Source organism: Nonomuraea sp. NPDC050328 (assembly GCF_044459405.1).
Taxonomy (GTDB): domain Bacteria; phylum Actinomycetota; class Actinomycetes; order Streptosporangiales; family Streptosporangiaceae; genus Nonomuraea.
The window spans coordinates 1,058,874-1,083,995 of the sequence record NZ_JBITIW010000002.1 but is presented as its reverse complement, the minus strand read 5'-3'; the positions used below and the strand labels follow the sequence as shown (position 1 = coordinate 1,083,995).

The 25,122-nt window shown below is 73.6% G+C and carries 19 protein-coding genes; 14 read left to right on the top strand and 5 right to left on the bottom strand.

The window, feature by feature from the left end; all coding sequences use genetic code 11:
- Positions 1 to 26: 26 nt before the first annotated feature.
- The 5 genes from ACIBG7_RS11160 to ACIBG7_RS11140 all read left to right on the top strand — a co-directional run bounded on the left by ACIBG7_RS11160 (position 27) and on the right by ACIBG7_RS11140 (position 5,978).
- Complete coding sequence (locus tag ACIBG7_RS11160; RefSeq protein WP_357924832.1) at positions 27 to 1,853, top strand: SpoIIE family protein phosphatase; 1,827 nt, start codon at positions 27 to 29, stop codon at positions 1,851 to 1,853.
- Positions 1,854 to 1,945: 92 nt separating this feature from the next.
- On the top strand, positions 1,946 to 3,073 hold the full coding sequence (locus tag ACIBG7_RS11155; RefSeq protein WP_357924830.1) for a glycosyltransferase: 1,128 nt from the start codon (positions 1,946 to 1,948) through the stop codon (positions 3,071 to 3,073).
- 89 nt (positions 3,074 to 3,162) lie between these two features.
- Positions 3,163 to 4,620 carry an ATP-binding protein gene (locus ACIBG7_RS11150; RefSeq protein ID WP_357924828.1) on the top strand — a complete coding sequence of 486 codons (1,458 nt, stop codon included), beginning with the start codon at positions 3,163 to 3,165 and terminating at the stop codon, positions 4,618 to 4,620.
- A gap of 20 nt (positions 4,621 to 4,640) precedes the next feature.
- On the top strand, positions 4,641 to 5,327 hold the full coding sequence (locus tag ACIBG7_RS11145; RefSeq protein ID WP_357924826.1) for a glycoside hydrolase family 16 protein: 687 nt from the start codon (positions 4,641 to 4,643) through the stop codon (positions 5,325 to 5,327).
- A 69-nt stretch (positions 5,328 to 5,396) separates the two neighbouring features.
- Positions 5,397 to 5,978 (top strand): hypothetical protein, encoded by a 582-nt coding sequence (locus ACIBG7_RS11140; RefSeq protein WP_397335927.1) that lies wholly within the window; start codon positions 5,397 to 5,399, stop codon positions 5,976 to 5,978.
- Here ACIBG7_RS11140 and ACIBG7_RS11135 read toward each other — a convergent pair.
- The gene (locus ACIBG7_RS11135) at positions 5,975 to 7,012 is read right to left on the bottom strand and encodes a PucR family transcriptional regulator (protein ID WP_397335926.1); all 1,038 of its coding nucleotides are present in this window, start codon (positions 7,010 to 7,012) and stop codon (positions 5,975 to 5,977) included. The two genes, ACIBG7_RS11140 and ACIBG7_RS11135, sit on opposite strands and share 4 nt — an antisense overlap.
- 76 nt (positions 7,013 to 7,088) lie before the next feature.
- Between ACIBG7_RS11135 and ACIBG7_RS11130 the strand changes: the two genes are divergently transcribed.
- The gene (locus tag ACIBG7_RS11130) at positions 7,089 to 7,988 is read left to right on the top strand and encodes a proline dehydrogenase family protein (RefSeq protein WP_357924818.1); all 900 of its coding nucleotides are present in this window, start codon (positions 7,089 to 7,091) and stop codon (positions 7,986 to 7,988) included.
- Between the two features lie 2 nt (positions 7,989 to 7,990).
- Entirely contained in the window at positions 7,991 to 9,664 is a 1,674-nt protein-coding gene (pruA, locus tag ACIBG7_RS11125) for an L-glutamate gamma-semialdehyde dehydrogenase (protein WP_397335925.1), read from the top strand.
- A 52-nt stretch (positions 9,665 to 9,716) separates the two neighbouring features.
- On the opposite strand, the gene ACIBG7_RS11120 is transcribed toward pruA, so the two are convergent.
- From ACIBG7_RS11120 to ACIBG7_RS11110, 3 genes are all read right to left on the bottom strand, one after another.
- Positions 9,717 to 10,949 (bottom strand): FAD-dependent monooxygenase, encoded by a 1,233-nt coding sequence (locus tag ACIBG7_RS11120; RefSeq protein WP_397335924.1) that lies wholly within the window; start codon positions 10,947 to 10,949, stop codon positions 9,717 to 9,719.
- Positions 10,950 to 11,033: 84 nt separating this feature from the next.
- A complete protein-coding gene (locus ACIBG7_RS11115; RefSeq protein ID WP_397335923.1) occupies positions 11,034 to 13,082 on the bottom strand; it encodes a sialate O-acetylesterase in 2,049 nt (682 codons plus the stop codon).
- A 183-nt stretch (positions 13,083 to 13,265) separates the two neighbouring features.
- The gene (locus ACIBG7_RS11110) at positions 13,266 to 15,215 is read right to left on the bottom strand and encodes a BTAD domain-containing putative transcriptional regulator (RefSeq protein ID WP_397335921.1); all 1,950 of its coding nucleotides are present in this window, start codon (positions 15,213 to 15,215) and stop codon (positions 13,266 to 13,268) included.
- Between the two features lie 113 nt (positions 15,216 to 15,328).
- On the opposite strand from ACIBG7_RS11110, the gene ACIBG7_RS11105 reads away from it, so the two are divergent.
- From ACIBG7_RS11105 to ACIBG7_RS11095, 3 genes are all read left to right on the top strand, one after another.
- Positions 15,329 to 16,207 (top strand): alpha/beta fold hydrolase, encoded by an 879-nt coding sequence (locus ACIBG7_RS11105; protein ID WP_397335920.1) that lies wholly within the window; start codon positions 15,329 to 15,331, stop codon positions 16,205 to 16,207.
- A gap of 78 nt (positions 16,208 to 16,285) precedes the next feature.
- Positions 16,286 to 16,825: an RNA polymerase sigma factor gene (locus tag ACIBG7_RS11100; RefSeq protein ID WP_397335919.1), complete on the top strand. Its 540-nt coding sequence runs from the start codon at positions 16,286 to 16,288 to the stop codon at positions 16,823 to 16,825.
- The gene (locus ACIBG7_RS11095) at positions 16,825 to 17,697 is read left to right on the top strand and encodes a hypothetical protein (RefSeq protein ID WP_397335918.1); all 873 of its coding nucleotides are present in this window, start codon (positions 16,825 to 16,827) and stop codon (positions 17,695 to 17,697) included. The genes ACIBG7_RS11100 and ACIBG7_RS11095 overlap by 1 nt, the downstream gene beginning before the upstream one ends.
- A 277-nt stretch (positions 17,698 to 17,974) precedes the next feature.
- On the opposite strand, the gene ACIBG7_RS11090 is transcribed toward ACIBG7_RS11095, so the two are convergent.
- On the bottom strand, positions 17,975 to 18,466 hold the full coding sequence (locus ACIBG7_RS11090; protein WP_357924795.1) for a hypothetical protein: 492 nt from the start codon (positions 18,464 to 18,466) through the stop codon (positions 17,975 to 17,977).
- 168 nt (positions 18,467 to 18,634) lie between these two features.
- Between ACIBG7_RS11090 and ACIBG7_RS11085 the strand changes: the two genes are divergently transcribed.
- The 4 genes from ACIBG7_RS11085 to ACIBG7_RS11070 all read left to right on the top strand — a co-directional run bounded on the left by ACIBG7_RS11085 (position 18,635) and on the right by ACIBG7_RS11070 (position 25,114).
- Entirely contained in the window at positions 18,635 to 19,573 is a 939-nt protein-coding gene (locus tag ACIBG7_RS11085; RefSeq protein ID WP_357924793.1) for a hypothetical protein, read from the top strand.
- Between the two features lie 223 nt (positions 19,574 to 19,796).
- Complete coding sequence (locus tag ACIBG7_RS11080) at positions 19,797 to 21,779, top strand: histidine kinase (RefSeq protein ID WP_397335917.1); 1,983 nt, start codon at positions 19,797 to 19,799, stop codon at positions 21,777 to 21,779.
- Between the two features lie 48 nt (positions 21,780 to 21,827).
- The gene (locus ACIBG7_RS11075) at positions 21,828 to 23,417 is read left to right on the top strand and encodes an ABC transporter transmembrane domain-containing protein (RefSeq protein WP_397335916.1); all 1,590 of its coding nucleotides are present in this window, start codon (positions 21,828 to 21,830) and stop codon (positions 23,415 to 23,417) included.
- Entirely contained in the window at positions 23,414 to 25,114 is a 1,701-nt protein-coding gene (locus tag ACIBG7_RS11070; RefSeq protein ID WP_397335915.1) for an ABC transporter ATP-binding protein, read from the top strand. Before ACIBG7_RS11075 ends, ACIBG7_RS11070 begins: the two co-directional genes overlap by 4 nt.
- Positions 25,115 to 25,122: the final 8 nt, after the last annotated feature.

The following is a 25,122-nucleotide window of genomic DNA, read 5'->3' as shown; positions in this document are numbered from 1 at the left end:
CGTAGCGTCGTGCCCAGGAGGCTGACTTGACCGAACCGATCGGAGCGAGCGCGCTGGAGCATGCCGTGGAGGAGCTCGCCGAGCGCGTGAACTCCTTGCGCGCCGCGAAATCGGCGTATCCACGCGACCTGGCGCCCACGCTCGAAGCCGCTCTGGCCGAACTCGACACGGCCATGGAGCTGCTGGAGGCTGCCCACGAGGAGCTGCGCAAGGGCCAGTCCGGGCGCAAGGGCGGCGGTGGCGGCCAGCGTGAGCTCAAGCTGCTGCGGCAGGTCTACCGCGCCTTCCCGGTCCCGGTCGTGGTCCTCGACGGCGGCGGCGTGGTCCGCCGGGTGAACCCGGAGACCACCCGCCTGCTCGGCAGCCCCGACGGCTACCTGGTCGGCCGCGCCTTCCCCCTGCTGGTCGACGTCTCGCGCCGGGCCGCGTTCCGCTCGCACCTCACCTCGGTGCTGCAGACCGGGCAGACCACCGCGTTCGAGTCGCGCCTGGCCCACCAGGGCCGCGCCCATCGGGTACGGCTGGCGCTGACCCGGCTGACGATGCCGGGCGAGCCCCAGCAGATGGTCGCCGTGGTCGCCCTGCCGCTGGAGGTCGAGCCGCCGGCCCCGCCGAGCGCCGAGCACGCCCCCGAGCAGGCCGAGCTGCTGGTCGCCGCGGCCCGCCGCCAGGACCTGCTGTCGCGGCTGGCGCAGTTGCTGCTGGACGCCGACAGCCTGTCCCAGCCGGTCGCGCTGGCCCGGGCCAGCCGCCTGCTCTCGACGGAGCTGGCCGACTGGGTCATCGCCGACCTGGTGCGCGACGGCCGGTTGCGGCGCGCGACGGTCGTGCCGCCCCGCGACCAGCCGCCCGGCGGGCTGCTGCGCACGGTCGAGCAGGCCTCGCCGGTCTACCGGGTGCTGGAGCGCGGCTCCGGCGAGGTGCACGAGATGGTCGAGGACGAGACGCTGCTCGGCGTGAGCGAGGACGGCCCGCTGCTGGCGGTCATGGAGGCCGGCTCGATGGTGTCGGCGCCGATCGGCGACGGCGAGGGCGTGCTGACCCTGGTGCGCTCGTCAGGGCGGCCGCCGTTCACGCTGGCCGACCTCGGCCTGGTCGAGGAGGTCGGCCGCCAGCTCGGGCTGGCGCTGCGGGCCCAGCAGACCTTCGCCAGCCGTGCCCGCGCCGCCGACGCGCTGTCGTCCAGCGTGGTGCCGCGGGCGCTGCCGGACGTGCCGGGCTTCGAGGCGGCCGCGATCTACCACCCGGGCGCCTCGGTGGGCGCGGAGTTCTACGACGTCTTCCCGGTCTCCGACGGCTGGGGCTTCGCCCTGGGCGGCGCGGTCGGCCGCGGCCAGGAGGCCGCCTCGGTCAGCGCGATGGTGCGCGGCGGGCTGCGGGTGCTGAGCGTGTGGGAGCCGGAGCCCGCGGAGGCGGTGCGCAAGGTCAACGAGGCGCTGGTCGCCCAGGGTACCGGCATGTTCGTGATGGCGCTGGCCGGCTACGTCTCGGGGCGGCGCATCCGGCTGGCCTCGGCCGGGCACCACCCGGCGGCGCTGGTCCAGCCCGACGGGACCGTGCGCTTCCTCGCCGGGGGCGGCATGCCGCTGGGCATCTCGCCCGAGGCCGGGACGGCCGTGGAGGAGCTCACCCTCTCGCACGGGCAGTTGCTGGTCTTCTATTCCGAGGGGCTGCTGTCCTCGCGGGACGCCTCCGGCCAGCCGTACGGGGAGGACCGGCTCGCCGACGCGCTCGCCCGCTGCGTGGGGCAGGCGCCGTCGACCGTGGTCAAGGCCCTGGAGGAGGACCGCGCCGCCTTCTCCGGCGGGCAGGTCTGGGACGAGATCGTGGTGCTCGCCCTTCGCGCCGTTTGATTCCTGGCGGAATAGGGGTATAACTAGATGAGCTGATCGTGCCTAAGACGCAGGCACACCACCAAGGAGCCCCCTTCCCTGACAGGTGTGCCATGAACATAGCTATCGTTGCCTCTACCGAAGGCACTCGGCGCCATCAGATCCTCTCCGCCGCCCGTGAGCTCGGCCGCGAGCACCGTGTCACCATCTACTCGCGCCGCCAGAGTGACGACAGCAAGCCTCGCGTCAGGGTCGCTCCCGGCGTCGTTCTGGAACACCTCGACGTCGGCCCGAGCCGCTCGCTGCGCCCGGAAGAGGTCGCTCCCTACATCGCGGGCGTCGGCGACGAGCTGGCCCGCCGCTGGACCAAGGAGCGCCCCGACCTGGTGCACGCCCACTCCTGGACCGCCGGGCTGGCCTCCGTGGCCGCCTCGGCCGGGCTGGGCGTCCCGGTGACGCAGACCTTCTTCGCCCCGCACCGCGGCCAGCACGTACGGCTGGAGCGGGCGCTGGGCAGGCGCGCCAACTCGGTCATCGCCCGTTGCCTCGACGAGGAGGCCGAGCTCATCCGCCTCGGTGTGCCCAGGGAGCACATCGCGGTCGTGCCGTACGGCGTGGACACCGAGCGGTTCCGCCGCCAGGGCCCGTCGGCCGCGCGCGGCTCGCGCCCGAGACTGCTGCACGTGGGCCGGATCTCGGCCGGCGGCGGCGCCCCGACCGTGATCAGGGCACTGGCCGGGCTGCCGGACGTCGAGCTGGTCATCGCCGGCGGGCCCCCGCCCGAGCTGCTGGGCGGCGACGCCGACGCGGCCGGCCTGATGGCGCTGGCCGAGCAGGTCGGCGTGGCCGATCGGGTCACGCTCCTGGGCCAGGTCGCCCGCACCACGGTTCCCAAGCTGATGCGCGGCGCCGACATCGTCGTCACCCTGCCGCGTGAGGCCGGGACCGGCACCGTCGCGCTGGAGGCCATGGCCTGCGGCGTGCCGGTCATCGCCTCGGCGGTCGGCTCGCATCTCGACTCGGTCGTGGACGGCGTCACCGGCGTGCTGGTCCCGCCGGACCGCCCGGCCCGCACCGCCCGCCTCACCCGCGAGCTGCTGGCCAACCCGACCCGGCGCACCGCCATCGGGTACGCCGGCGCCGACCGCGCCCGCTCGCGCTACAGCTGGGAGCGCATCGGGCAGGAGCTGATCCGCGTCTACGAGGACACGCTCACCACCGCCGCGCCCGCCGCGCAGTAGAACCACCTCGTCCAGGGCCCGTACGGCAGCGCCGTACGGGCCCTGGCAGGTCCGGGCGCGCCGCGGCGGAATCTGCGAGTCTGGCAGGCATGGAGACCGAGGAAGCCAAAGCCCTGGCCCGTGCCTTACGCAGGCTCCTGGACCAGGCCCATCAGCTCATCGACGAGACCCGCCCGCCCTCCGAGCTCGTCGCCCGGGTGTCCGGGCACCTCGGCTGCACGGTGCGTGAACTGGTCTGCGTCTCGCAGACCTTCCCGGTGTGGGAGCACGTCAACCTGCAGCGCGGCGTGGACGCCTACCTCGGCGCCGGTGCCGACTGGTTCGGCCTGTCCGGCCCGAGCCGCCATCACAACGACATCGTGAACATCCTGGCCGTGGCCGAGCGCGGCCAGGAGAGCTTCGAACTCGGCTCCGTCGACTACACCACCGCGGCGGTCGGGCCGGACGAGACCACCGAGGTGATCACCTTCGGGCTGGTGCGCGCGAGCGCTCCGGGCGGCGAGCCGGTGGTGCTCAGCCTGCGCGGACCGGCCGAGCAGTTCGGCATGGAGGGCTGCCGCATCGACGTGCTGGCCCGCGACCGCGCCGCGGCCACCGCCACCCGCGACGAGATCGAGCGCCTGATGCGGGCCGACGACCTGTTCCGCGGCCAGATCCTGACCTTCGGCTTCTCCGAGCACCGCGGCAACAAGCTGGTCACCTTCCTGCCGCGGCCCGTCCTCGACCCCGACCAGGTGGTGCTGCCCGAGGGCGTGCTGGAGGCGATCGAGCGGCACGTCGTCGGCATCGCCGAGCACGCCGGGACGCTCGTCGCGCACGGCCAGCACGTCAAGCGCGGCCTGCTGCTGCACGGGCCGCCGGGCACCGGCAAGACGCACACCGTGCGCTACCTGATGGGCCGGCTGCCGGAGGTGACGGTCCTGCTGATGGCGGGCACCGCGCTGCGCTTCGTGTCCGAGGCCGCCGCGCTCGCCCGGCGGCTGCAGCCGGCCATCGTGGTGCTGGAGGACGTCGACCTGGTCGCCCGCGACCGCGGCTTCTCCCCCGAGGGCAGCCCGCTGCTGTTCACCCTGTTCGACGCGATGGACGGGGTGGTGTCCGAGGCGGACGTCACCTTCGTGCTGACCACCAACCGGGTGGAGATCCTGGAGGACGCGCTGGCCAACCGGCCCGGGCGGGTGGACCTGGCGATCGAGGTGCCCAAGCCGGACGCGCGGGCCCGGCGGGCCCTGCTGGAGCTCTACAGCCGGGGGCTGCGGCTGGAGGCCGACCTGGAGCCGGTCGTCGAGCGGACCGAGGGCATGACCGCCTCGTTCTTCAAGGAGCTGCTGCGCCGTACCGTGCTGGCGGCGCTGGCGGAGAACGGCCAGGTGGGGGTGCTGACCTCGGCGCACCTGGACGCGGCGCTGACCGAGATGCTCAGTGCCCGGGAGGCGCTGACGCGCTCCATGCTCGGCGCGGGCGAGGGCTCCGGGGCCGGCGTGCACGAGGCGCTGCCGATGGCCCGTCCGGGGCTAAATGTCCGACCACCCTTCTTCCGAATGTGACTTCTGGTTCCATAGGTCACATGCCTCTCAGAACTATCATGGCGCTCGCCCTGGCCGTCCCCGCTCCGGGAGCCGGCTGGGGAGCGCCGGCGTTCGTGGAGAACTTCGACCGGCTCGACACCGGCAAGTGGATGGTCTACCACTCCCCCACCGCTTCCGAGAACCCGCGCACCGGCAAGGCCGTCTCGGTCTCCGGCGGCGTCCTGAAGATCACCGGCGGCTTCTACGGCGGCAAGGACCTGTCCGGCGGCCTGGCGACGCGCAAGACGCAGACCTACGGCCGCTGGGAGGTCCGCTTCCGCGCCGAGGCCGGCGCGGGCTACACCCCGGTCGCGCTGCTCATGGCCTCCGACCGGGGCGAGCACGCCGAGATCGACTTCGCCGAGATCATCGACCCCAAGCGGCAGGGCGGCGGCATCTTCGTGCACGCCGGCGACGAGCGCGCCGACAAGCAACTGCGGGCCGACTTCACCCGCTGGCGGACGGTGGCCGTCGACTGGCTGCCCGGCCGGCTGACCTTCTGGCTCGACGGGGAGAAGGTCTGGGACTACCGCGGCCCGCACGTGCCCGACGGCCGGGCCATGGGCCTGGCCCTCCAGCACGACGTGGTCTGCAACCAGTGGTCGCCGTGCCGCGGCGGCTCCACCCCGAAGACCGTCTCCATGTACGTGGACTGGGTGAAGATCTACCGCGCACCCCGCTCCTAGAGGCACCCGGCCCTGCGGGCGAGATCGGCAGCTTCCGCCGGTGCTGCTCCCAGGGCTATAAAGAGGGACATGAGCGGGCCTCGGGGACGGTTACCGGTATTTGTCACCGTGGCCGGCGCTCTGGCGTTGCTGTCAGGCGTCATCGTCGCCGCCTTGGTGCTGGTTCCCGCGGTCGGTGAGAGTCTTCGCGGTGTGGTGAGCGTGCGATGCTCGCCACATCCGCACACGTTCGATGCGCGAACATGGGATCTGTCGAACGGAGTGCTCATCGGGGGCCGCGACCTGCAGGTGGCCCGGCCCACCGCCTCCGAACTGGTCCTGGTCCGCGGTGAAACGGGGCTGGTCGCCCTGTGCGCGCTGGGAGCGGGCGTTGCGCTTTTCCGCCTGTCCCGATCACTGCTCCGGGACGCGGTTTCCCTGCGGCGCTTCGCAGTACGGCTGGAGGGGGTCGGCTGGCTCTGCGTGCTCGTCATGGTCGCCGGGCCGCTGATGCCGTACTACGCCTCCGTCGCGGTGCTTGACCGGCTCGGCTTCTCGGGTCAATGCGGATACGTCTACAGTGCGTTGTCCGCAATCCCGGCGATCATCGGGGCGCTGATGTTCGTCGCGGCTGGGTGGCTGCGACGAACAGGCGTGGGCCGCGTCCCCTAGAGCAGGCGGGCCGCCTTCACGCCGAGGTGGACGGCGAGGCGGTCGTCGCCGTCGGCGAGGTCGCGGCCGAGCTGCTTCTCGGCCTTGCCCAGCCGGTAGTAGAGGGTCTGGCGGTGGATGCCGAGCTCGGCGGCGGTCTTCTGGACGTGGCCGCCTAGGTCGAGGTAAGTCTCCACGGTCAGGACCAGTTCGGGGTCGAGCGGGGCGATCTCGGCGTGCAGGTCCTTGAGGTCGGCCCGGCTCAGCCTGGCCAGCAGCCGGTGCACGCCGAGCTCCTCCCAGCGGGCCACCGGCGCGAAGCGCGGGAAGTGCTCGGCGACGCGCAGCGCGTGGCGGGCCTCGCGCCAGCTCATCCACGCCTCCGCCGGGTCCTGGCGGGTGCCGCCCAGGCCGGCGGCCGTGCCGTACAGGCCGCGGACGGTCAGGGCGACCTCGACGGCCAGGTGCGCCGGGGCGAGCAGCGCCACCGGCGAGCCGGCGCGGGACAGGACGCCGCGCGGCAGGGTCCAGAGCGGGACGGCGCGCTCGGACTCGCGGACGGCGATCGCGGTCACCGGGCCGCGCACGTCGAGCGCGGAGCGGTCGTCGGGGTCGGGCGAGAGCAGCAGGTCGAGCTCGCGGCCGAGGTCCTGGCGGCTGCGGGCCTCCTGGGCGAGGCTGGCGGCGGCCCGGGCGACCAGCGGGGCGGCCCGGCCGAGCAGGTCGTCGCTGAGCGCGCCGGAGTCGAGCAGCCACAGGTAGCCGTAGGTGACCTCGCGGTAGCGCAGCGGCCAGCAGACGCGGGCCTTGAGCCCGTCGCCGGCCGGGATGCGGACCGGGCCGTCGGCGTGGGCGATGCCGAAGCGCTCGAAGTAGTCGCGGACCTGCTGCGAGGCGGCCCGGCGGAGGATGGACTCCTGGCGCACCGCGTCGAGCTCGCCGTGCTGCGCGCCGTACGCGAGCAGGCGGAAGGTACGGTCTTCGAGCGTCGCGGAGGCGCCGAGCACGCGGGCGATCTCGTCGACCGTCTCCTGGAGTTCTGCGGTGTTGTGCATTTGTCGAACAGCATGCCACATCCGGCGTTACGGACGTCGATAGGAGCGCCCTGAGCTGGGCATTTACGCTGGAGCTATGCTCGGTCAACTTCTGCTCGCCGCCTCGCGGAGCGGCCTCGTGCGCCGCTCGGTCTCCGGCCTGCCGCTCACGCGCCAGGTCGTCGACCGGTTCGTGGCCGGCGAGAGCACCCAGGACGCGGTCACCGCCATCCAGCGCCTGACCGACGGCAAGCTCACGGTCACCGTCGACCATCTGGGCGAGGAGACGCGCGACGCGGCCGCCGCCACCGCGACCGCCAAGGCGTACACCACGCTGATGGACGCGCTGCGCGCCGCCGGCATCGAGGCCGAGGCCTCGGTGAAGCTCTCCGCGGTCGGCCAGGCCTTCGACGAGAAGATGGCGCTGGAGCACGCGCGGGAGATCTGCGCGGCCAGCCCCATGGTCACCCTCGACATGGAGGACCACACCACGGTCGACTCGACGCTGGGCATCCTGCGCGAGCTGCGCCGGGACTTCCCGCAGACCGGCGTCGCCATCCAGGCCTACCTGCACCGCACCGAGGGCGACCTGCGCGACCTGGTGCACGAGGGGTCGCGGGTGCGCCTGGTGAAGGGCGCCTACCGTGAGCCGGCCTCGGTCGCCCACCAGAAGAAGTCCGAGGTGGACCGGGCCTACGTGCGGGCCTTGAGGATCCTCATGGCGGGGAAGGGTTACCCCATGGTGGCCACCCACGACGACCGGCTGGTGAACATCACCGAGCTGCTCGCCGACCGCTTCGGCCGCACCTTCGGCGACTACGAGTACCAGATGTTGTACGGCATCCGGACCGACCGGCAGGAGCAGCTCGCCGCCGCCGGGCACACGGTCCGCGTCTACGTGCCCTACGGCGACGACTGGTACGGGTACTTCATGCGCCGCCTCGCCGAGCGCCCGGCCAACGTCGCCTTCTTCCTTCGTGCCCTTGGGGGTAAGTGATCATGGATGCCTTCACCAACGTCCCGGTCCCGGCCAACGAGCCGGTGTTCAGCTACGCGCCGGGCAGCGCCGAGCGCGCGGCGCTGGAGAGCCGGGTCAAGGAGCTGGCGGGCAACGCCATCGACCTGACCATGACGATCGACGGCGTCGAGCGGATGGGCGGCGGCGCGTCGATCGACGTGGTGCAGCCGCACAACAAGAGCAGCGTTCTGGGTCGTACCAACGACGCTACGGCCCAGGACGTGCAGGACGCCATCGACGCCGCGCTCCGGGTCGCCCCGGCGTGGCGCTCGATGTCCTTCGACGAGCGGGCGGCGATCTTCCTCCGCGCGGCGGACCTGCTGGCCGGGCCGTGGCGGCAGACGCTGAACGCGGCCACGCTGCTCGGGCAGTCGAAGACGCCGCAGCAGGCGGAGATCGACTCGGCGTGCGAGTTCATCGACTTCCTGCGGTTCAACGTGGCCTACGCGCGCCAGCTCTACACCGAGCAGCCGGTGTCCTCGCCGGGCGTGTGGAACCGGATGGAGTACCGGCCCCTCGAGGGCTTCGTGCTGGCGATCACGCCGTTCAACTTCACCGCCATCGCCGGAAACCTGCCGACGTCCGCCGCTCTGATGGGCAACGTCGTGCTGTGGAAGCCGTCGCCGACGCAGCAGTTCGCCGCGCACTTCACCATGCGCCTGCTGGAGGCCGCCGGCCTGCCGCCCGGGGTCATCAACCTCGTCACCGGCAACGGCTCGGCCGTCTCCGAGGTCGCCATGAAGCACCCGGCGCTAGCCGGCATCCACTTCACCGGCTCCACCCCGACCTTCCAGCACCTGTGGCGCACCGTCGGCGAGAACATCGCCGGCTACCACTCCTACCCGCGCCTGGTCGGCGAGACCGGCGGCAAGGACTTCGTGCTGGCCCACCCGTCGGCCGACCCCGCCGTGCTCACCACCGCGCTCATCCGCGGCGCCTTCGAGTACCAGGGCCAGAAGTGCTCGGCCGCCTCGCGCACCTACATCCCGCGCTCGATCTGGTCGCTCATCAAGGACGACCTGGTCGCCACCGCCGAGTCGCTCACCATCGGCGACCTGGCCGCCGACCTGTCGCTCTTCATGGGCGCCGTCATCGACGACCGGGCCTTCGCCAAGCACAAGGCCGCCATCGACCGGGCCCGCGCCACCTCGGGCCTGGAGCTGCTGACCGGCTCCTACGACGACTCCACCGGGTACTTCGTCAGGCCGACCATCATCGTCGGCGACGACCCGACGGACGAGATCTTCGTCAAGGAGTACTTCGGGCCGATCCTCGGGGTGCACGTCTACGACGACGCCGACTTCGACTCGGTGCTCGACCAGATGGAGTCCGCCTCGCCGTACGCGCTGACCGGCTCGCTGATCGCGCAGGACCGGCAGGTCATCGAGTCGGCCTCCGAGCGGCTGCGGTTCGCGGCGGGCAACTACTACATCAACGACAAGCCCACCGGCGCCGTCGTCGGCCAGCAGCCCTTCGGCGGGGCTCGGGCCTCGGGCACCAACGACAAGGCCGGGTCGATCTTCAACCTGATCCGCTGGGTGAACGCCCGGACGATCAAGGAGAGCTTCGTGCCGCCGGTCGTCAAGGGGCCCTACCGGGGTGACATCCCGCAGTCGGGGTGGCAGGAGCCCGACCTGAAGAAGCTCGGGTTCTGAGCATCCCGTTGAACGTGGCGACGCCCCCGGAGATCCGGGGGCGTCGCCGCGTTCACGCCGTGGTGCCGGGCACTCCCGCATAGTCGGGCAGCTCGACGCCGTTGATCGCGCGCCCGACCAGCTCGGCGAACCACTCGCCGGTGAAGTCGGGCCGCGGCTCGGCGTCCGGTCCGGGGAGGGCGCGGCTCTGGGCGTTCAGCCGGCCGATCTCCTGGTTCGCCTCGACGAACGAGCGCATCCGCGCCTCGTAGCGGTCGAACCCGGCGGCAGGGTCCCAGCCCGCGGCGGCCAGCTCGCCGGCCAGCACGTAGGCGCCGACCAGCGCCAGCCCGGTGCCCTGGCCCGACATCGGCGAGGAGCTGAACCCCGCGTCCCCGAGCAGCGCCACCCGTCCGCTCGACCAGCGGTCCATCACCACCTGGGCGACCTGGTCGAGGTAGAAGTCCGGGGCGTCGTCCAGGTGCGCGAGGATGTCCGCGGTCAGCCAGCCCAGGCCGGCCATCCGCTCGCGCAGCAGGGCCTTCTGGGCCGCGACGTCGCGGTGGTCGACGTCGAAGCCGGCGGCGGGGAAGTAGAACATGGCCATCGCCCGGGTGGCGTCCTGGATGGGCCGCAGCAGGGCGGAGCGCCCGGACTCCTGGTCCTGGTGCTCCAGCAGCCAGCGGTCCAGTCCGAACTTGTTCGGCACGCTGTAGAAGGCCAGCACGTGCCCGAGGTGGCGGAGGAACCGCTCGCGCGGCCCGAAGACCATCGCCCGCAGCTCCGAGTGCAGCCCGTCGGCGCCGACCACCAGGTCGAAGCGCCGCCGGTCGCCGCCCGCGAAGACCACGTCGACCCCGTCGGCGTCCTGGGTGAGCGCCGCGATCCGGTCGCCGAAGACGTACTCCACGCCGTCGCGGGTGGCGTCGTAGAGCACCTGGGCCAGGTCACCGCGCAGGATCTCGATGTCCGCGATGTACCCGTCGCCGCCCTCGTCGTCGGCGCGGAAGGTCTCCAGCACCCGCCCGTCCGCGTCCACGGTGTGCGCGCCGGCGGTGTCGGTGCACGCCGCGCGCACCGCCGCGTCCAGCCCCATGCGCGCGATGACCTCCCTGGCCACCCCGCGCGCGTCCACCGCCTGCCCGCCGGGCCGCAGCTCCGGAGCCCGCTCCACCACGGTCACCTCGGCTCCCCACCGGCGCAGCCAGTGGGCCAGCGCGGGTCCGGCGATGCTCGCCCCCGCCACCAGCACCCTGGGTCCACCGGTCCGGACGGGGTGCTCCCGCTTGGAGTCGTCGACGCTCACCACTGCCTCCATCTGTCGCTGTCACTGGGTCCGGCCGTATCGACCACGGATCCGCGCAGAACTCATCGGCAGGGAGCGAACATCTCAGGGAGCGATCGGCACCTGGTGGAAGGCGAGCAGGCCGGCTCCGGTCGCGTTGAGGATGCGGGGACCTGCGCCCAGGTGGCTCAGGTAGCTGAGGCCGGTCGCCCCCTCGGCCGGGCCCGACAGGGTCAGCACCAGGGAGCCGTCCCGGTACTCGACGCCGGTCACGGTGACGGCCGCGCCGGTGACGAGGAAGTCGGCGTGGGCTCCGGGCTCGACGGTGAGCGGGTCGCCGGTGCGGAGCCGTACGGTGAGCTCGGTGCGTTCGGGGCCGGAGAAGGCGGCGCTGTCGGGGTTCGGCGGCGCGACGCCCTCGGCGGGGCCGTCGTAGAAGTCGCGGGAGGCGACGGCGAAGGCGTGGTCGCCCATCTCCCGGTAGCCCTGCTCCCAGGCGTAGTGGCAGCCGTCGTGGCCGTTCAGTCCCGTGGTCGACAGCACCGTCACGCCGAGCGTGTCGCCCATCAGCCGCTGCGCGTCCCGCAGCGCGGTGTTCGTCGTGATGGCGCACGGCGAGGTGCGCACCTGGAAGACGAGGTACTCGGCGCCTGGCAGGTCGGCGCGCCAGTCCTCCAGCAGCGCGGTGAAGCCGCCCACGTGCACGGGCACGTTGTCGAAGTCGCTCTCGCCCTGGTACCAGAACACGCCGCGCACCGCGGCCGCGACCCCGGCGGCCTCCAGCCGCTGGCGCAGCCGGCCGTAGTTGGTGAGCAGGTTGCCGGGGTCGGCCTCGTCGCGCTGGAAGAAGTCGATGGGGCGGCCGCTGTGGGCGCCGTTGAGTATGGCGACGGGCACGCCGTGGGTGTCGACGATCCGCCGCGCCATCCGCGCGCCCCACTGGCCGATCGAGCCGGGCTGGCCGGTGGCCTCGCTGATGCCGTAGTTCCAGCCGCGTGCCGTACCGGACAGGACGGGGTCGGCGTTGGGCGAGCCGTAGCTGCGCACCCACGGCGAGGCCTCGCCCGCCGCCGAGCCGCTGAAGTTGCCCGACACCGCGTTCGACTGGCCCTGGATGACGTAGACGTCGCCCGAGACCAGGCCGTCCCACGCGGCGGCGAGGCGGGGCGGGCCGGCTCCGAGCGTGCTCAGCTCGAAGCGGTACTCCCGCAGGCCGGCCTCGATGCGCGGGGCGAAGGCGAACGTGCGCCGCCGGGTGACCGGCGCGGTGTACACCCGCTCGTGGTCGCCGCTGGTGACGCGGAGCTGCACCGCCCGGACGCCGCTGCCGGTCACCTCGCCGGAGACGGGCACGTTCGCGCCGTTCGAGGCGTCGCGCGGGTAGAGGCGGCGGTCCTGCGGCTGCTCGGCGAGGGTGAGCAGGGATGGCCTCGCGTAGGCCGTCAGCCGGCGCTGGGTGTAGGCGGCGGCGTTGGCGGCGAAGGTCCAGTCCGGGTGCCCGGAGGGCGCTGGACCGATGCCGACCGCCAGGGGCTCGTTGGGGCGGGTGAAGGTGTTGACCGCGAGCACCGTCCGCGGCGGCTCGGCGGAGGGGCGGGTCGCGCTCACCCGGTGCACCTGGAAGGAGCCGTAGCCGCCGGCGGAGCTCGGGGTGTCGTCGCTGTCGTACAGCGTCGGCGAGGCGCCGGGGACCTGGGCGGACACCGCGGCGGTGTAGCTGCCCGGCCACATCTCGAGGTAGCCGGTCAGGCCCTCGCCCGTGCTCACGCCCTCGACGTTGGAGGCGACTTCGAGGCCGCCGACGCGCTGCCTGACGATCTGCCCGTCGCTGGTGGGCAGCCCGAGCCGCTTGGCGTCGGTGGTGAAGGGCAGCATCGAGGTCCACACCCACTGCGTGCCCGTGGGCCCGGTCAGCTCCAGGCAGTACCCGACGCGGTCGAACCCGGCCGCCACCTCGGCGGTCCTGTCGAAGCTGTACGGCGGCGCCTGGTTGCGCCAGTTCGCGCGTTCCGGCAGGTCGAGGGCGTAGACCGGGACGTAGCCGGCGGCGCTGGCCGCGCAGGCCGTGCCGTCGGGCTCCTCGGCCCGGGCCGCCTGCGGTACGGCGAGGTTCAGCGCCAGCACCGGCGCGACGAGTAAGAGGGCGCGCAGCATCAACCCAACCTCCACAAACAAACATCGGATGAATGTACGGCAGAGCCGCCCGCTTGCCGGTGATTCTGGCGAAGGGCTGCGTGAAGGTAGGAGGTATCGGCCGGACTCTGGTTAAATGTAAGTTTTTCGGGGATCTTCGTCAACGATCCGTGCGCCGAACTGACCATTGAGCGAGCCGAACGGTCACATTCGAGCACTCGCCGCCAGATCGGCGAGAAGGCCGTCGACCGGACCGAGACTGATCAGGCCGCTCGCCGCCCCCGCCAGCTCCCCCGAGGCCGGGAGCAACGCGGCGTGCGCCCGGCGCGACATCTCCAGGTCACCCAGCTCCAGCGCGGCGCGGGCGAGCAGGGCCCACAGCCCTTCGGCGAGCAGGTCGTGCGGCGGATCGGGCGCCTCCCGCAGCGCGGTGCGCGCCTCGTCCCGGCTCCTCGGGGCCAGCAGCAGCGGGAGCACCCACGGCTGGTAGGGGCCGAACCGGCCGGGGTCCTCCCACTCGGCGGCCCGGCCGTGGCGCAGCCGCAGGGCGAGCAGGGCGAGCGGCGCCAGGCCCTCGCTCAGACCGGGCATGCCGGCCGAGTCCAGGAGGCCGATGGCGGCGCGGTAGGCGCTCTCCTTGGCGGCCAAGGACTCGGCCGGGTCCTCGGCGAGGCGGAGCGCGCGGTACCAGGTGGTGAACACGGTCACCAGGGGCCGGCCGTGCCGCTCGGCCAGCCGGTCCAGGCGGACGGCGTGCTCGTCGCCTGCGGCGAAGTCGGCGACGGCCGCGGCGGACTGCAGCCGGATGAGGCGGCCCAGCACCTCATGGCTGGGCAGCGCGTGCCGTTCGCCCAGGCCGGTGATCTCCGCCCCGATGGCGTCGCGCCGCCCGGACAGGCCGGTGCGCTCGAACGACTGCATGTACACCCCGTTGAGGGCGAAGGCCAGCAGCCCCGGATCGTCCACGCCGCGGGCGAGCCGCTCGGCCTCCTCGGCCGCGGCCCGCGCCCGCGGCGACGCCGTGCCGCGCGACTCCAGCGCGACGGTCGCCAGCAGCAGGGCGCGTACGGCAGGCGCGGTGTCCTCCGGCAGCCGGGCCAGCGTGCGCTCGGCCGTCGCGACCACGCGGGCCGCCTGGGCGGGGTCGTCGGAGCGGGTCCAGTTCGCCGGCACGTCGTAGGCGCCGATCACCCGCGCGGTCAGCTCGGCGTCGCCCAGGTCCTCGGCCGCCTCGACGGCGGCGGCGCGGTGCTCGCGGGCGGCGAGGAGGCCGCTGCCGCCGGTGACGGCCAGGCCGCGCATGAGCCCGGCGGTGGCCTCCAGGCGCAGCCGGGCGTCGGGCGCGGCGCGGTCGAGCGCCGCGGTGGCGCCGGCCCACACCCGGGCCGCCGCGTCGGCGGGGGCGTCCAGCCGGCCGTCCTGCCGCAGGATGCCGGCCTCCAGGTCGCGCAGGCCGCGGCCCGGGTCGAGGCCGAGGGCGCCGGCGAGCTCCGTACGGGCTTCACGCAGGACCGCCAGCGCGTCGGCCTGCCGTCCCGCCCGGTACAGGGCCAGCGCCAGCAGCCGCCAGGCCTCCTCCCGCCAGGGCTGGGCGCGGGCGTGCGCGTCCAGCTCGGGAACGGCCTCGGCGGCGCGGCCGAGGTCGAGCAGCGCCTGGGCGCGCCGCTCCACCGCGCGCAGCCGCAGCTCGGTGAGGCGCGCCTGCTCGGGTCGCGCCCAGGGCGCCTCGGCGAACTCGGCGTAGGCGGGTCCCCGCCACCACGCCAGGGCCGTGTCCAGCACCGGCAGCAGCCGCGCGGGCGGGGCGTCGGACTCGACGGCCTCGGCGAACCGCCACGCGTCGACCTCGTCCGTGGCCGCCCGCAGCGCGTAGCCCGGCCCGGTTGTGACGATCAGCCGGGGTGGCGTGCGGGGCGGGCGGTCCGGCTCCAGCGCGCGGCGCAGCGCGCCGACGAAGGTCCGGATCGCGCCGACGGCGCCCGCCGGCGGGTCCTCCCACAGCTCGGCCGTGAGCAGCTCGACGGACACCATCCGGCCACGCGCGGCCACCAGCCTGGCCAGCACCTCGCGATGCCTGGGCCCGGGCAGGGCGATCTCCTCGCCCGCTCCGTCCCAGGCCTTGACCGGCCCGAGCACCCCGATGCGCATGGCCATGACGCCCCCGTTCCCCCCGCGTCCAGGCTAGTGCTGATTGGTTGCTGATCCGGGCCCGCCAGTCTGGGGACATCAGCCAGTCATCGAGAGCACGCACAAGGAGTGAGACGACCATGTCACCGGTCATCCCCGGCTTCACCTACCACCAGGTGCCCGTCGCCGACGGAGTCACGCTGAACGCCGCCGTCGGCGGCTCCGGCCCGGCCGTCGTGCTGCTGCACGGCTTCCCCCAGACCCACCTCATGTGGCGGCACGTCGCCGCCGACCTGGCCGCGGACCACACCGTCATCTGCCCGGACCTGCGCGGTTACGGCGCCAGCGACAAGCCGGCCGAGAACGGCACCGACACCTACTCCAAGCGCACCATGGCCGCCGACATCGTCGCGCTCGCCCGCGCCCTGGGCCACGAGCGGTTCGCGCTGGCCGGGCACGATCGCGGCGCCCTCGTCGCCTTCCGCGCCGGCCTCGACCACCCCGAGGCGATCACCCACCTCGCCTGCCTGGACGTCCTGCCGACTCTCGACATGTGGGACGTCCTGCACGGGGTGTCGGCGGCCGTCGGCTGGCACCTGTACCTCATGGCCCAGCCGGCCGGGGTGCCCGAGCCGATGATCGCGGCGGTGCCCGACGCCTTCTTCGGCTCGTTCCTCGACCAGTGGGTGAAGGACCCCGCGGCGATCCCCGCCGGCATCCGCGCGGCCTACCTCACCGCCTGCCGGGAGGCGATCCCGTCCATCGTCGCCGACTACCGCGCCTCCGCCGGCGTGGACGTCACCCACGACACCGCCGACCGTGACCGCGGCGCCCGCCTGCGCATGCCCGTCACCGTCATCCAGCAGGACTGGGGCGCGGCCCTCGGCTACGACGCCACCGCCCTGTGGTCGGCCTGGGCCGACGACCTGCACCACCACACGACCATCGCGGGCCACTTCATGGCCGAGGAGGCGCCCGCCGAGATCGTCCAGCGCTTGCGCGCCCTGCTCGCCCGCTGACCGGACGTGGGCGGTAATGCCCGGGCTGTGCCGTACATAGACGGTGATGTCCGCATCCCCTCCCGACGAAGGACGCCCGTGACCGAGGAACGGCCGGCCAGATTCGAGGCCGTCTACCGGCAGACGTACGGCCGGATCACCGCCTACGCGGTCCGGCGTTGCGCCGTGCCGCAGGACGCGGCCGACGTGGTCGCCGAGACGTTCGCCATCGCCTGGCGCAAGGTGGACAGCCTGCCGGACGGCGAGCAGGCCCTCCTCTGGTTGTACGGCGTCGCCAGGAAGGTCCTGGCCAACCACCACCGCACCGACAACCGGCGCCGGGCCAGGACCGTCGAGCTCGACGCCGAGCTGACCGACCTCTACGCCGCCGCGCCGGAGAGCGGCATCGAGGTCGAGGCGGTGGCGCGGGTGTTCGCCACCCTCCCCGACGACGATCGGGAGGTGCTGGCCCTCGTCGCCTGGGAGGGCCTGGACCGGGAGGAGATCGCGGCGGTGCTGGGCCTGACGCGCAACGCCGTACGGGTGCGGCTGCATCGCGCGCGCAAACGCTTCGCGCGGGCGCTGGCCGAGGCGGGCGTGCGGACGGACCGGCTGGTATCCACGGAGGGGACGCTGTGATGGACGAGCTCGAGACGATGACGCAAACCCTGGCCAGGGTGAAGCCGGGCGAGCCGGGCGGGGACCCGGACGGCGCGGGCGCTCGGGCGCTGCTGGCGGAGATCACCGCGTACCAGCCCGCCGAGAGAACCACGCGGCGCTGGTGGCCTCGCCCCCGGTTCGCGCTCGGGCTCGCGCTCGCCGTGACCGCCGCCGCGGCGGCGGTGGTCGTGCCGAGCGTGCTGGACGACAGCGGCACCTACACCTCGGCCTCCTGGGCGGTCACCAAGCAGGCGGACGGCGTGGTGTGGGTCAGGGTGACCGACTTCAAGGACGCCACCGGGCTGAGCAGCCGGCTCAAGGACCTGGGCGTGCCCGCGATCGTGGACCTCGTGCCCGAGGGCAGCAAGTGCAAGGAGCCGCGCGCCCAGCACGTCGAGGACGTGCCCAAGGGCCTCTACCACGCGCCGCAGAACATCCCCGGCGTCGGCCGGGGCTGGCAGATGCGGGTGAACACCAAGCTGTTCCGCCCGGGCGAGACCTTCGTCTGGACGATCACCCCCTTGTCCGGGGGCGGCAGCAGTACCAGCACGATCCTCATGAAGGACCCCGTCGCGCCGTGCGAACTGGTCCCCGACGACCGCGCCGAGAAGCTGATCGAGGAGTTCGCCCGCTCCCGCTCCGCGACCGGGAAGGGCGGGCTCCTGGAGGGATACCCGGCCGAGGGCAAGCCGCTGGAAGAGGTGCGCCAGGAACTCGATCGCCGCGGCCTGGACTCGGTGTTCACGGTCCTGCCCGGCGGGCGGGGCGAGAACCTGGTGGTCGTGGACGCCCGCCAGGACTCGCGGGAGGGCGACCGGTTCGTCGAGCTCCTGGTGAAGACTGCTCCCTGAGGGTGGCTGGCGAGGTGATGGGCCGCCCTTCCTTGAATGAGTAGCGCCGTGGCAGGGGGCGTCTTGGGCTGGTGACATTACCGGTGCGATGAGTCTGGTGGTCACCAATTCATCCGTATTGGCCTCGGACAGCCCTGTTGCCAGAGGTCTTTCGGCGAAATGTAGATGGGGCGCCAGGTTTTTCTTGAGGACCATCAGACCGCGCGGCGAATTCTCCGGGCGGACAATCACCGGAATGCCGTGACAATCGGCGGCCGGCAGCGTGCGACGGCTGTACTCAAGCTGCCTCGGTGCCGTTCTGCGTCCCAGCCACTGGGTCGGCTTGCAGAATGCGACCGGCCGGCTGGTCGAGCAGCGGGGCGAGCCTGTCCCACCACGCGGGGTTCTGCGAAATGACCAGCTGGAGCGCAGGGCTCCTGGCGACCATGTCCTTGGAGTAGTCGGTCCATGGGCCCAGGTAGGAGCTCGAAATCCGCTCTCGGGTGTCCAGGCCAGTGCTGAGGACATCGGCCACCATCTCGGCCACCAGAAGAGCTTGGATACGGGTACGGCCCTGTTGCGGCAGCGGCTTGGAGTCGTAGAAGTAGGGATACAGTTCCGGATGGGCGATCATCTGGGCGAGGACTCGATGATGGAGCGCCACCTGTCCCTGAGTTACCGAGATACCCGCCAGCTTGTTACCGATCCGCAAGCTGCGGTAGGCGAGGATGAGCGCCACCGCACCAACGATCAGGCTGAGACTCGAAACTGCTAAGTCAGCGATTTCCAAGGATTCGCCTCCTTGATCGACGTCTTACTTCTGAGACGATCGATATTGGCGAACGGTTCCTGAACGGGTTTGGTCAGCGCGCGGAGGCGAATCGCCTCGGTTCCGGCCCCTCTTCCCTCGCGCCACCCCATAGCGTTCCTAAAGCGGTGGCTTCTAGCATCCGTCGTCATGACGGAGATCGTGGTCGATGCCAATCCCGCGGCGGCGCTGAGGGCGGTGGGGGCCGGGGTGGGGTTGATGGTGTTCGGGCTCGTGCTGACCGGGCCGTGGCCGGGGAGCGGGTCGACGCCGGGGGGCGTCGCGCTCGGGGTGGGGTTCATGGGGCTGGGGCTGGCCAGCCTGTTCGCGGGGCGGCGGATCCGGCGGCGGGTGCGCGGAATCGCGGTCAGCGCGCAGGGGCTGCGGTCGGTGGGGTGGGAGCGGGACTGGGTGGTGATGTGGTCCGAGGTGGCGGCTGTGGTCGTGCCGCCGGATCGGGTGTTCGATCTGCGGACCAAGATGCTGGCCAGGGGGACGTTGGAGAACGCGCGCATCGTGGTGGATCTGGTGCCGGCGGATGCGGGGTTCGGGGCTCGGCATCCTGAGCTGGCGGGGAGTCGGACGGCTGAGGGGGCTTATCGGATCAATGTCGGCCATGCGCCGTCGGTTGCGCGGCGGTTGAATCTGGCGCTGTCAACCTTCGGGCAGGGGCGGTTTTCCGGGATGCCGGGGCCGCGGGTGGCGGCGGGGCGGCCGTGGCAGCTCGTGGCGGGGCTGGTGGTCTGCACGGTGGCTTGGGTCGGGGCGATGGTGCAGATGGTGGCGGGAGTGCCGGCGGATCTGTCCGGGCTGCCGGCGGCGGTGCTGGTGGGGGTGGGGGTGCCGATCTGGATCTACCGGGCCTGGCATGGCGGGCCGCGGGCGGTTCCGGCGTTCGCGGTGCTGGCGACGGTGATCGGTGGCGGGATGCTCGTGCTGACCGCGAGCCTGATGGACTGGGGTGATCCGGTGGGGCCGCGGGTCGGGGTCTCGATGGTGGTGGCGGGGCTGTTGCTGGGAGGCGGGCTGGCTCTGCGCACCCGGGCGGTCAGGGACTGGATCAGGGCCAGGCAGTACGGCACAGCCTGACGCCCCAGCACACCCCAGCTACGCCACAGCCTGACGCCCCAGCACGCCACAGTTTCGGCGCAGCCTGACGCCCCACCTCGACACAGCGCAGCGCCACAAGCGGCTTGACTGATCGGCACGGGCGGGCGGGAATCGGCCTGCCGTACGCCGGTGGAGCCTGACTGGATGTCAGCGTTTGGTGCCAGCACGAAGCTGCCTCCAGAATCCCCTTCGGGGTGATGCAGTGGGCGCACGACGGGACCTTCCGGCCCGGGTCACGGCCCTGGTGCTGGGCTCGCTCGGCCTGCTGGCCCTGGTCGCGCACGTGTGGCTCGAACTGCTGGACCCCTGGCCGTCGTTCATCGCCGACACCGCCCGGGTGCAGGCCCTGCTGAGCACGCCGCTCGGCATGCTGATCGTGTGGCGGCGGCCCCGGCTGGTCGCGGGGTGGCTGCTGCTGTTGCTGGGCGCGGCCAACGGGGCGGTCACGCTGGTGGTGACGCTGCACGCGCCCTACCTCGGCTCGGAGCCACCCGACTATCCGCCGGTGGCGGCGTTCTTCATCGGCTTCCGCGCCTATTTCACCGGGTACGCGGCGGTGATGCTGCCGCTCGTCCATCCCTCCTCGGGCCTGCTGGCGCGCGGGTGGCGCTGGCTGTACCTGGCGGTGACGTGCTGGTACGCGCTGCTGCTCGGCCTGGGCCTGTCCCGCACCGACGCGCTGATCCCGGCCTCGTGGCGGGTGGACGCGATGTCCGGCGAGCCGCTGGTGTGGGCGAGCGTGCTGGTGCTGGTGGCGCGGTTCTGGCGGGGCGGGCCGGACACGCGGCGGCAGATCGGCTGGCTGCTGCTGGCGCTGGTCTTCGACACCGTCTTCTTCGCCGACCTGCTGGGCTGGGAGTACCTGTGGCTGGACGTGCTGGGCGAGGCGTCGGTGCCGGTGGCGGTGACCGTCGCCATCCTGCGTTACCGGCTCTACGCGATCGACACGCTGCTCAGCCGGGCCGTGCTCGGCTTCGCGCTGCTGGCGGCGGTCGCCTCGGCCTACCTGGTCGCGGGCGCGCTGGCCGGACTGGTGCTGTCCGGGTTCGGGGCGGTGCTGGGCACGCTGGCGGCGATCCTGGCGGGGGTGTGCTTCCTGCCGGTGCTGCGGGCGCTCCAGCGCGGGCTCGACCAGGTCCTGTACGGCAGAAGCGGCGACCCGCGCACGCACGCCGAGGCGTTGCGGCGGCAGATCCGGCTCGTCGGAGCGGTCGAGGCGATGGGCCCGGCGGTGCGGGCGGTGGCGGAGGGGCTGGCCGCGACCGGCGCCGCCGTGCGCATCGACCCCGGCCGGGAGGGGACGCCTGCCGTACCCGAGGTGCATCGGTTCGGCGACCTCGGCCCCGCTCCGGGCGAGTACCCCCTGACGTGGCACGGGTGCCCGGTCGGCGTCCTGCTGGTCGGCCCGCGCGAGGCGACGCGCTTCCCGCGCGCCTACGAGCGCCGCATGCTGGCCGCGCTGCTGCCGATCGTCGCCGACCTGGCGCACAACCTGGCCGTCGCCCGCGAGCTGGAGCACTACCGCCGCCGGGTGGCCGGGGCGCGCGAGGAGGAGCGCCGCCGCCTGCATCGCGACCTGCACGACGGCCTGGGCAGCCGGCTGACCGGGATGGCGATCGCCCTGGAGGCCGCCCGCCGCTCGGTGGCCCGCTCCCCCGAACTGGCCCACGAGCTGCTGGCCGACCTGCGGCGCGGCGTGGACGTGGTGACGGGTGAGATCAGGGACCTGCTCGACGGCACCGGCCCGCGCGCCCTGGCCGCGCACGGGCTGGAGCAGGCGGTCCGGCTGCTGGCCGAGGAGGCGCGGGTGACCGTGTCCGGCTCGCTGGACGGCCTGCCGGGCCAGGTGGAGGTGGCCGCCTACCGGATCGTCCAGGAGGCGCTCGCCAACGCCCGCCGGCACGCGCGGGCCCGGACGATCACCGTCGAGCTGGGCCGGCTCCCGGCGGGACTGCGGGTGCGCGTGGCCGACGACGGCGTCGGCTGCTCGCCGCCCAAGGCCGTGCTCCAGGCGGGGTCCGGGCTGCGGAGCATGCGCGAGCGCGCCGCAGAACTCGGCGGCGGCTGCACGATCGGCCGGGGCCCGCGCGGCGGCACCGTCGTCGAGGCGTTCCTGCCCTGTCCGGGCGACGGCCTGCGGGAGCCCCGCGCGCTGCCACCCGGCCGGGTGCGCCCTGCGGGGTGATGGTCTAGCCTGGCCCTAAATTAGGTAAGGCTAGGCTAAGGAGCGCGCGTGCTGCGGCGAGTGATCGGAGGGCAGCGGCGGCGCGTCATCGCCGGATCCGCCCTGCTGGCGGGGCATCAGACGGCCGAGGCGCTGATCCCCGTGCTCATCGGGGTGATGATCGACCAGCGCACGTTCGCCGCCCTGGCGGGCTGGCTCGGCGTGCTGGCCGTGGTGTACGTCGGATTGTCGCTCAGTTACCGGTTCGGGGCGCTGGCGGCCGAGGGGGCGGCGTTGAGCGCCGCCCACGACCTGCGGCTCGCGGTGGTGGACCGGGTGCTGCATCCGCGCGGCGGCGCCGAGGCGGGACGGCTGCCCGGCGCGCTGACCAGCCTGGCGACCGAGGACGTGCGCCGGGTGGGCGCCGTCAACCTGGCGCTGCCGGTCGGGCTGGCCGGTCTGGCGGGGCTCGGCGTGGGCGCGGTCGTGCTGCTGTCGATCTCGTTGCCGCTGGGCGCGCTCGTCCTGGTCGGGACGCCGTTGCTGCTGTGGCTCGGGCACCTGCTCTCCCGGCCGCTGGAGCGGCGCAGCGCCGCCGAGCAGGAGCAGGCGGCCCGCGCCTCGGGCGTGGCGGCCGACCTGGTGGCCGGGCTGCGGGTGCTCAAGGGGCTGCGGGCCGAGCGCGCCGCGGTCGAGCGCTACCGGCGCACCAGCCGCGACTCGCTGGCCGCCACCTTGCGGGCGGCGCGGGCGCAGGCCCTGCAGAGCGGGGTGGTGCTGACCCTGACCGGCGTCTTCGTCGCGATCACCGCCTACGCGGGGGCGCGGCTGGCGCAGGAGGGCACGATCAGCCTGGGACAGCTCGTCTCGGCGGTCGGGCTGGCGCTCTTCCTGATCGGGCCGCTGCAGATGCTCGCCTGGGTCAGCGCCGAGCTGGCGCAGGCCCGCGCCTCGGCGGTCCGGGTGGCCGAGGTGCTGGACGAGCCGTACGCCGTGCCCGAGGGCGACGGGCCGCTGCCGGGGCACGTGGCCGGCCGGGTACGGCTGCGCGAGACCGGCCTCGACGTCGCGGCGGGACAGACCGTCGGCGTCGTCGCCCCCGACCCCGCCGACGCGCTGAGCCTGCTGCGGCGGCTGGGCCGGGAGGCCGATCCAGGCGGCGGCGGAGGCGCCGAACTGGACGGGACACCACTGGCCGGCATCGACCCGGCCGCCCTGCGCGAGGCCGTGCTGGTCGCCCCGCACGACGCCGACCTGTTCGACGGCACGGTGCTGGACAACGCCGGCGACCTGGAGGCGCTGGCCGCGGCCGGAGCCGGCGACCTGCGCCCCGAGACGCCGGTGGGCGAGCGGGGCGGATCGTTGTCCGGCGGGCAGCGCCAGCGGGTCGCCCTGGCCCGCGCCCTGGCCGCCGACCGGCCGGTGCTGGTGCTGCACGAGCCGACCACGGCGGTGGACGCGGTGACCGAGGCGCGGATCGCCGAGGGCATCCGCCGCCGGCGGGCCGGGCGCACCACCATCCTGGTGACCACCAGCCCCACGCTGCTGGCCTCGGCCGACCGCGTGGTGCTGGTGGAGGACGGCCGGGTGAGCGCTGACGCCACCCACGCCGAGCTGGTGCGGCACAACCCCGTCTACCGGGCGGCGGTGCTGGCATGAGCGAGCTGTTGCCGGTCGCGACGACCGGGCGGGTGCGCTCCGCCGTACAGGAGATGGTCCGGCCGCACCGGAGACTGGCGATCATCGGGTTCGGCGTGCTCGTCGCCGCGACGGCGACCGGGCTGGCCACGCAGCCGCTGCTGGGGCACATCGTCGACCTGGTGGCGGCGGGCCGGGGCGAGCTGCTGCCGCCGATCGCCCTGCTGGTGCTGGTCGCGGTGGGCGCGGGCGCGCTGACCGCGCTCGGGCTGAGCCAGGTGGCCAGGCTCGGCGAGACGGTCCTGGCGGAGCTGCGCGAGCGGTTCGTGGACCACGCGCTGTCCCTGCCGCTGGAGCAGGTGGAACGCGCCGGGTCCGGCGACCTGACCGCGCGGGTGAGCGCGGACGTGACGCGGGTGGCCGAGGCTGTGCGCGGGGCGCTGCCGGAGCTGGCGCGCTCGGGGCTGACCATCGTGCTCACGATGGCGGGGCTGGCGCTGATCGACTGGCGCTTCCTGCTGGCCGCGCTGGTGGCCGCGCCGGTCCAGGTGCTGACCGCCCGCTGGTACGTACGGCACGCGGTGCCGCTGTACGCCGCGCAGCGCATCGCCACCGGCGCCCAGCAGCAGCAACTGCTCGACAGCATCGCCGGGGCGGCCACCGTCCGGGCCTTCCTGCTGTCCGGCGAGCACCTCGACCGGGTCGGCGGGCGCTCGCGGGCGGCGATCGACCTGACCGTGCGCGGGCTGCGCCTGGTGCTCGGCTTCTACAGCCGGCTGCACGTCGCCGAGTTCGCCGGGCTGGCGGCCGTGGTGCTGGCCGGCTTCTGGATGGTGAGCACCGGTACGGCGGGGCTCGGCGAGGCCACCGCGGCGGCGCTCTACTTCCACGGCCTGTTCGGGCCGGTCAACACCACCCTGGTGCTGCTGGACGACGCTCAGGCGGCGAGCGCGGCGCTGGCCAGGCTCGTCGGCGTCATCGACCTGCCCGCCCAGGAGCCGCCCGGCCGCAGCCTGCCCGGCGCGCGGGTCGAGGTGCGCGGCGTCAGCCACGCCTACGCCGGTGGGCAGCCGGTCCTGCACGAGGTCGACCTGACCGTCGGCGAGGGCGAGCGGGTCGCGCTGGTCGGGGCGAGCGGCGCGGGCAAGACCACGCTGGCCAAGCTGGTCGCCGGCCTGCACCCGGCGGCCTCCGGCTCGATCGGCGCGGGCGAGGTGGTCATGGTCACGCAGGAGGTGCACGTCTTCGCCGGTCCGCTCGCCGACGACCTGCGCCTGGCGCGGCCGGCGGCGAGCGACGAGGAGCTGCGGCGGGCGCTCGACCTGGTCGACGCCCTCGACTGGGTGGAGGCGCTGCCGGACGGCCTGGCGACCGTGGTCGGCGAGGGCGGGCAGCGGCTCACCCCCGCGCAACGCCAGCAACTGGCGCTGGCCCGGCTCGTGCTGGCCGATCCGGAGATCGCCGTGCTCGACGAGGCCACCGCCGAAGCGGGCAGCGCCGGAGCGCGGGTGCTGGAGAAGGCGATCGACCGGGCCACCTCGGGCCGCTCGGCGCTGCTCGTCGCCCACCGGCTCAGCCAGGCCGCCGCCGCCGACCGCATCGTGGTCATGGACGGCGGCCGGGTCGTGGAGAGCGGCACCCACCAGGACCTGCTCGACTCCGGCGGCCGCTACGCCGGGCTCTGGTCGGCCTGGACCGAGGGACGCGGCCGAGGCTGAGCCGCCGC

Bases quoted from the DNA above. Each gene is read 5' to 3' on its own strand.
- ACIBG7_RS11110 (WP_397335921.1), bottom strand. From the start codon at position 15,215: ATGGCCATGCGCATCGGGGTGCTCGGGCCGGTCAAGGCCTGGGACGGA.
- ACIBG7_RS11070 (WP_397335915.1), top strand. From the start codon at position 23,414: ATGAGCGAGCTGTTGCCGGTCGCGACGACCGGGCGGGTGCGCTCCGCC.
- ACIBG7_RS11140 (WP_397335927.1), top strand. From the start codon at position 5,397: ATGAGCGGGCCTCGGGGACGGTTACCGGTATTTGTCACCGTGGCCGGC.
- ACIBG7_RS11085 (WP_357924793.1), top strand. From the start codon at position 18,635: ATGACGGAGATCGTGGTCGATGCCAATCCCGCGGCGGCGCTGAGGGCG.
- pruA (WP_397335925.1), top strand. From the start codon at position 7,991: ATGGATGCCTTCACCAACGTCCCGGTCCCGGCCAACGAGCCGGTGTTC.
- ACIBG7_RS11105 (WP_397335920.1), top strand. From the start codon at position 15,329: ATGTCACCGGTCATCCCCGGCTTCACCTACCACCAGGTGCCCGTCGCC.
- ACIBG7_RS11145 (WP_357924826.1), top strand. From the start codon at position 4,641: ATGCCTCTCAGAACTATCATGGCGCTCGCCCTGGCCGTCCCCGCTCCG.
- ACIBG7_RS11135 (WP_397335926.1), bottom strand. From the start codon at position 7,012: ATGCACAACACCGCAGAACTCCAGGAGACGGTCGACGAGATCGCCCGC.
- ACIBG7_RS11115 (WP_397335923.1), bottom strand. From the start codon at position 13,082: ATGCTGCGCGCCCTCTTACTCGTCGCGCCGGTGCTGGCGCTGAACCTC.
- ACIBG7_RS11130 (WP_357924818.1), top strand. From the start codon at position 7,089: ATGCTCGGTCAACTTCTGCTCGCCGCCTCGCGGAGCGGCCTCGTGCGC.
- ACIBG7_RS11095 (WP_397335918.1), top strand. From the start codon at position 16,825: ATGGACGAGCTCGAGACGATGACGCAAACCCTGGCCAGGGTGAAGCCG.
- ACIBG7_RS11155 (WP_357924830.1), top strand. From the start codon at position 1,946: ATGAACATAGCTATCGTTGCCTCTACCGAAGGCACTCGGCGCCATCAG.
- ACIBG7_RS11150 (WP_357924828.1), top strand. From the start codon at position 3,163: ATGGAGACCGAGGAAGCCAAAGCCCTGGCCCGTGCCTTACGCAGGCTC.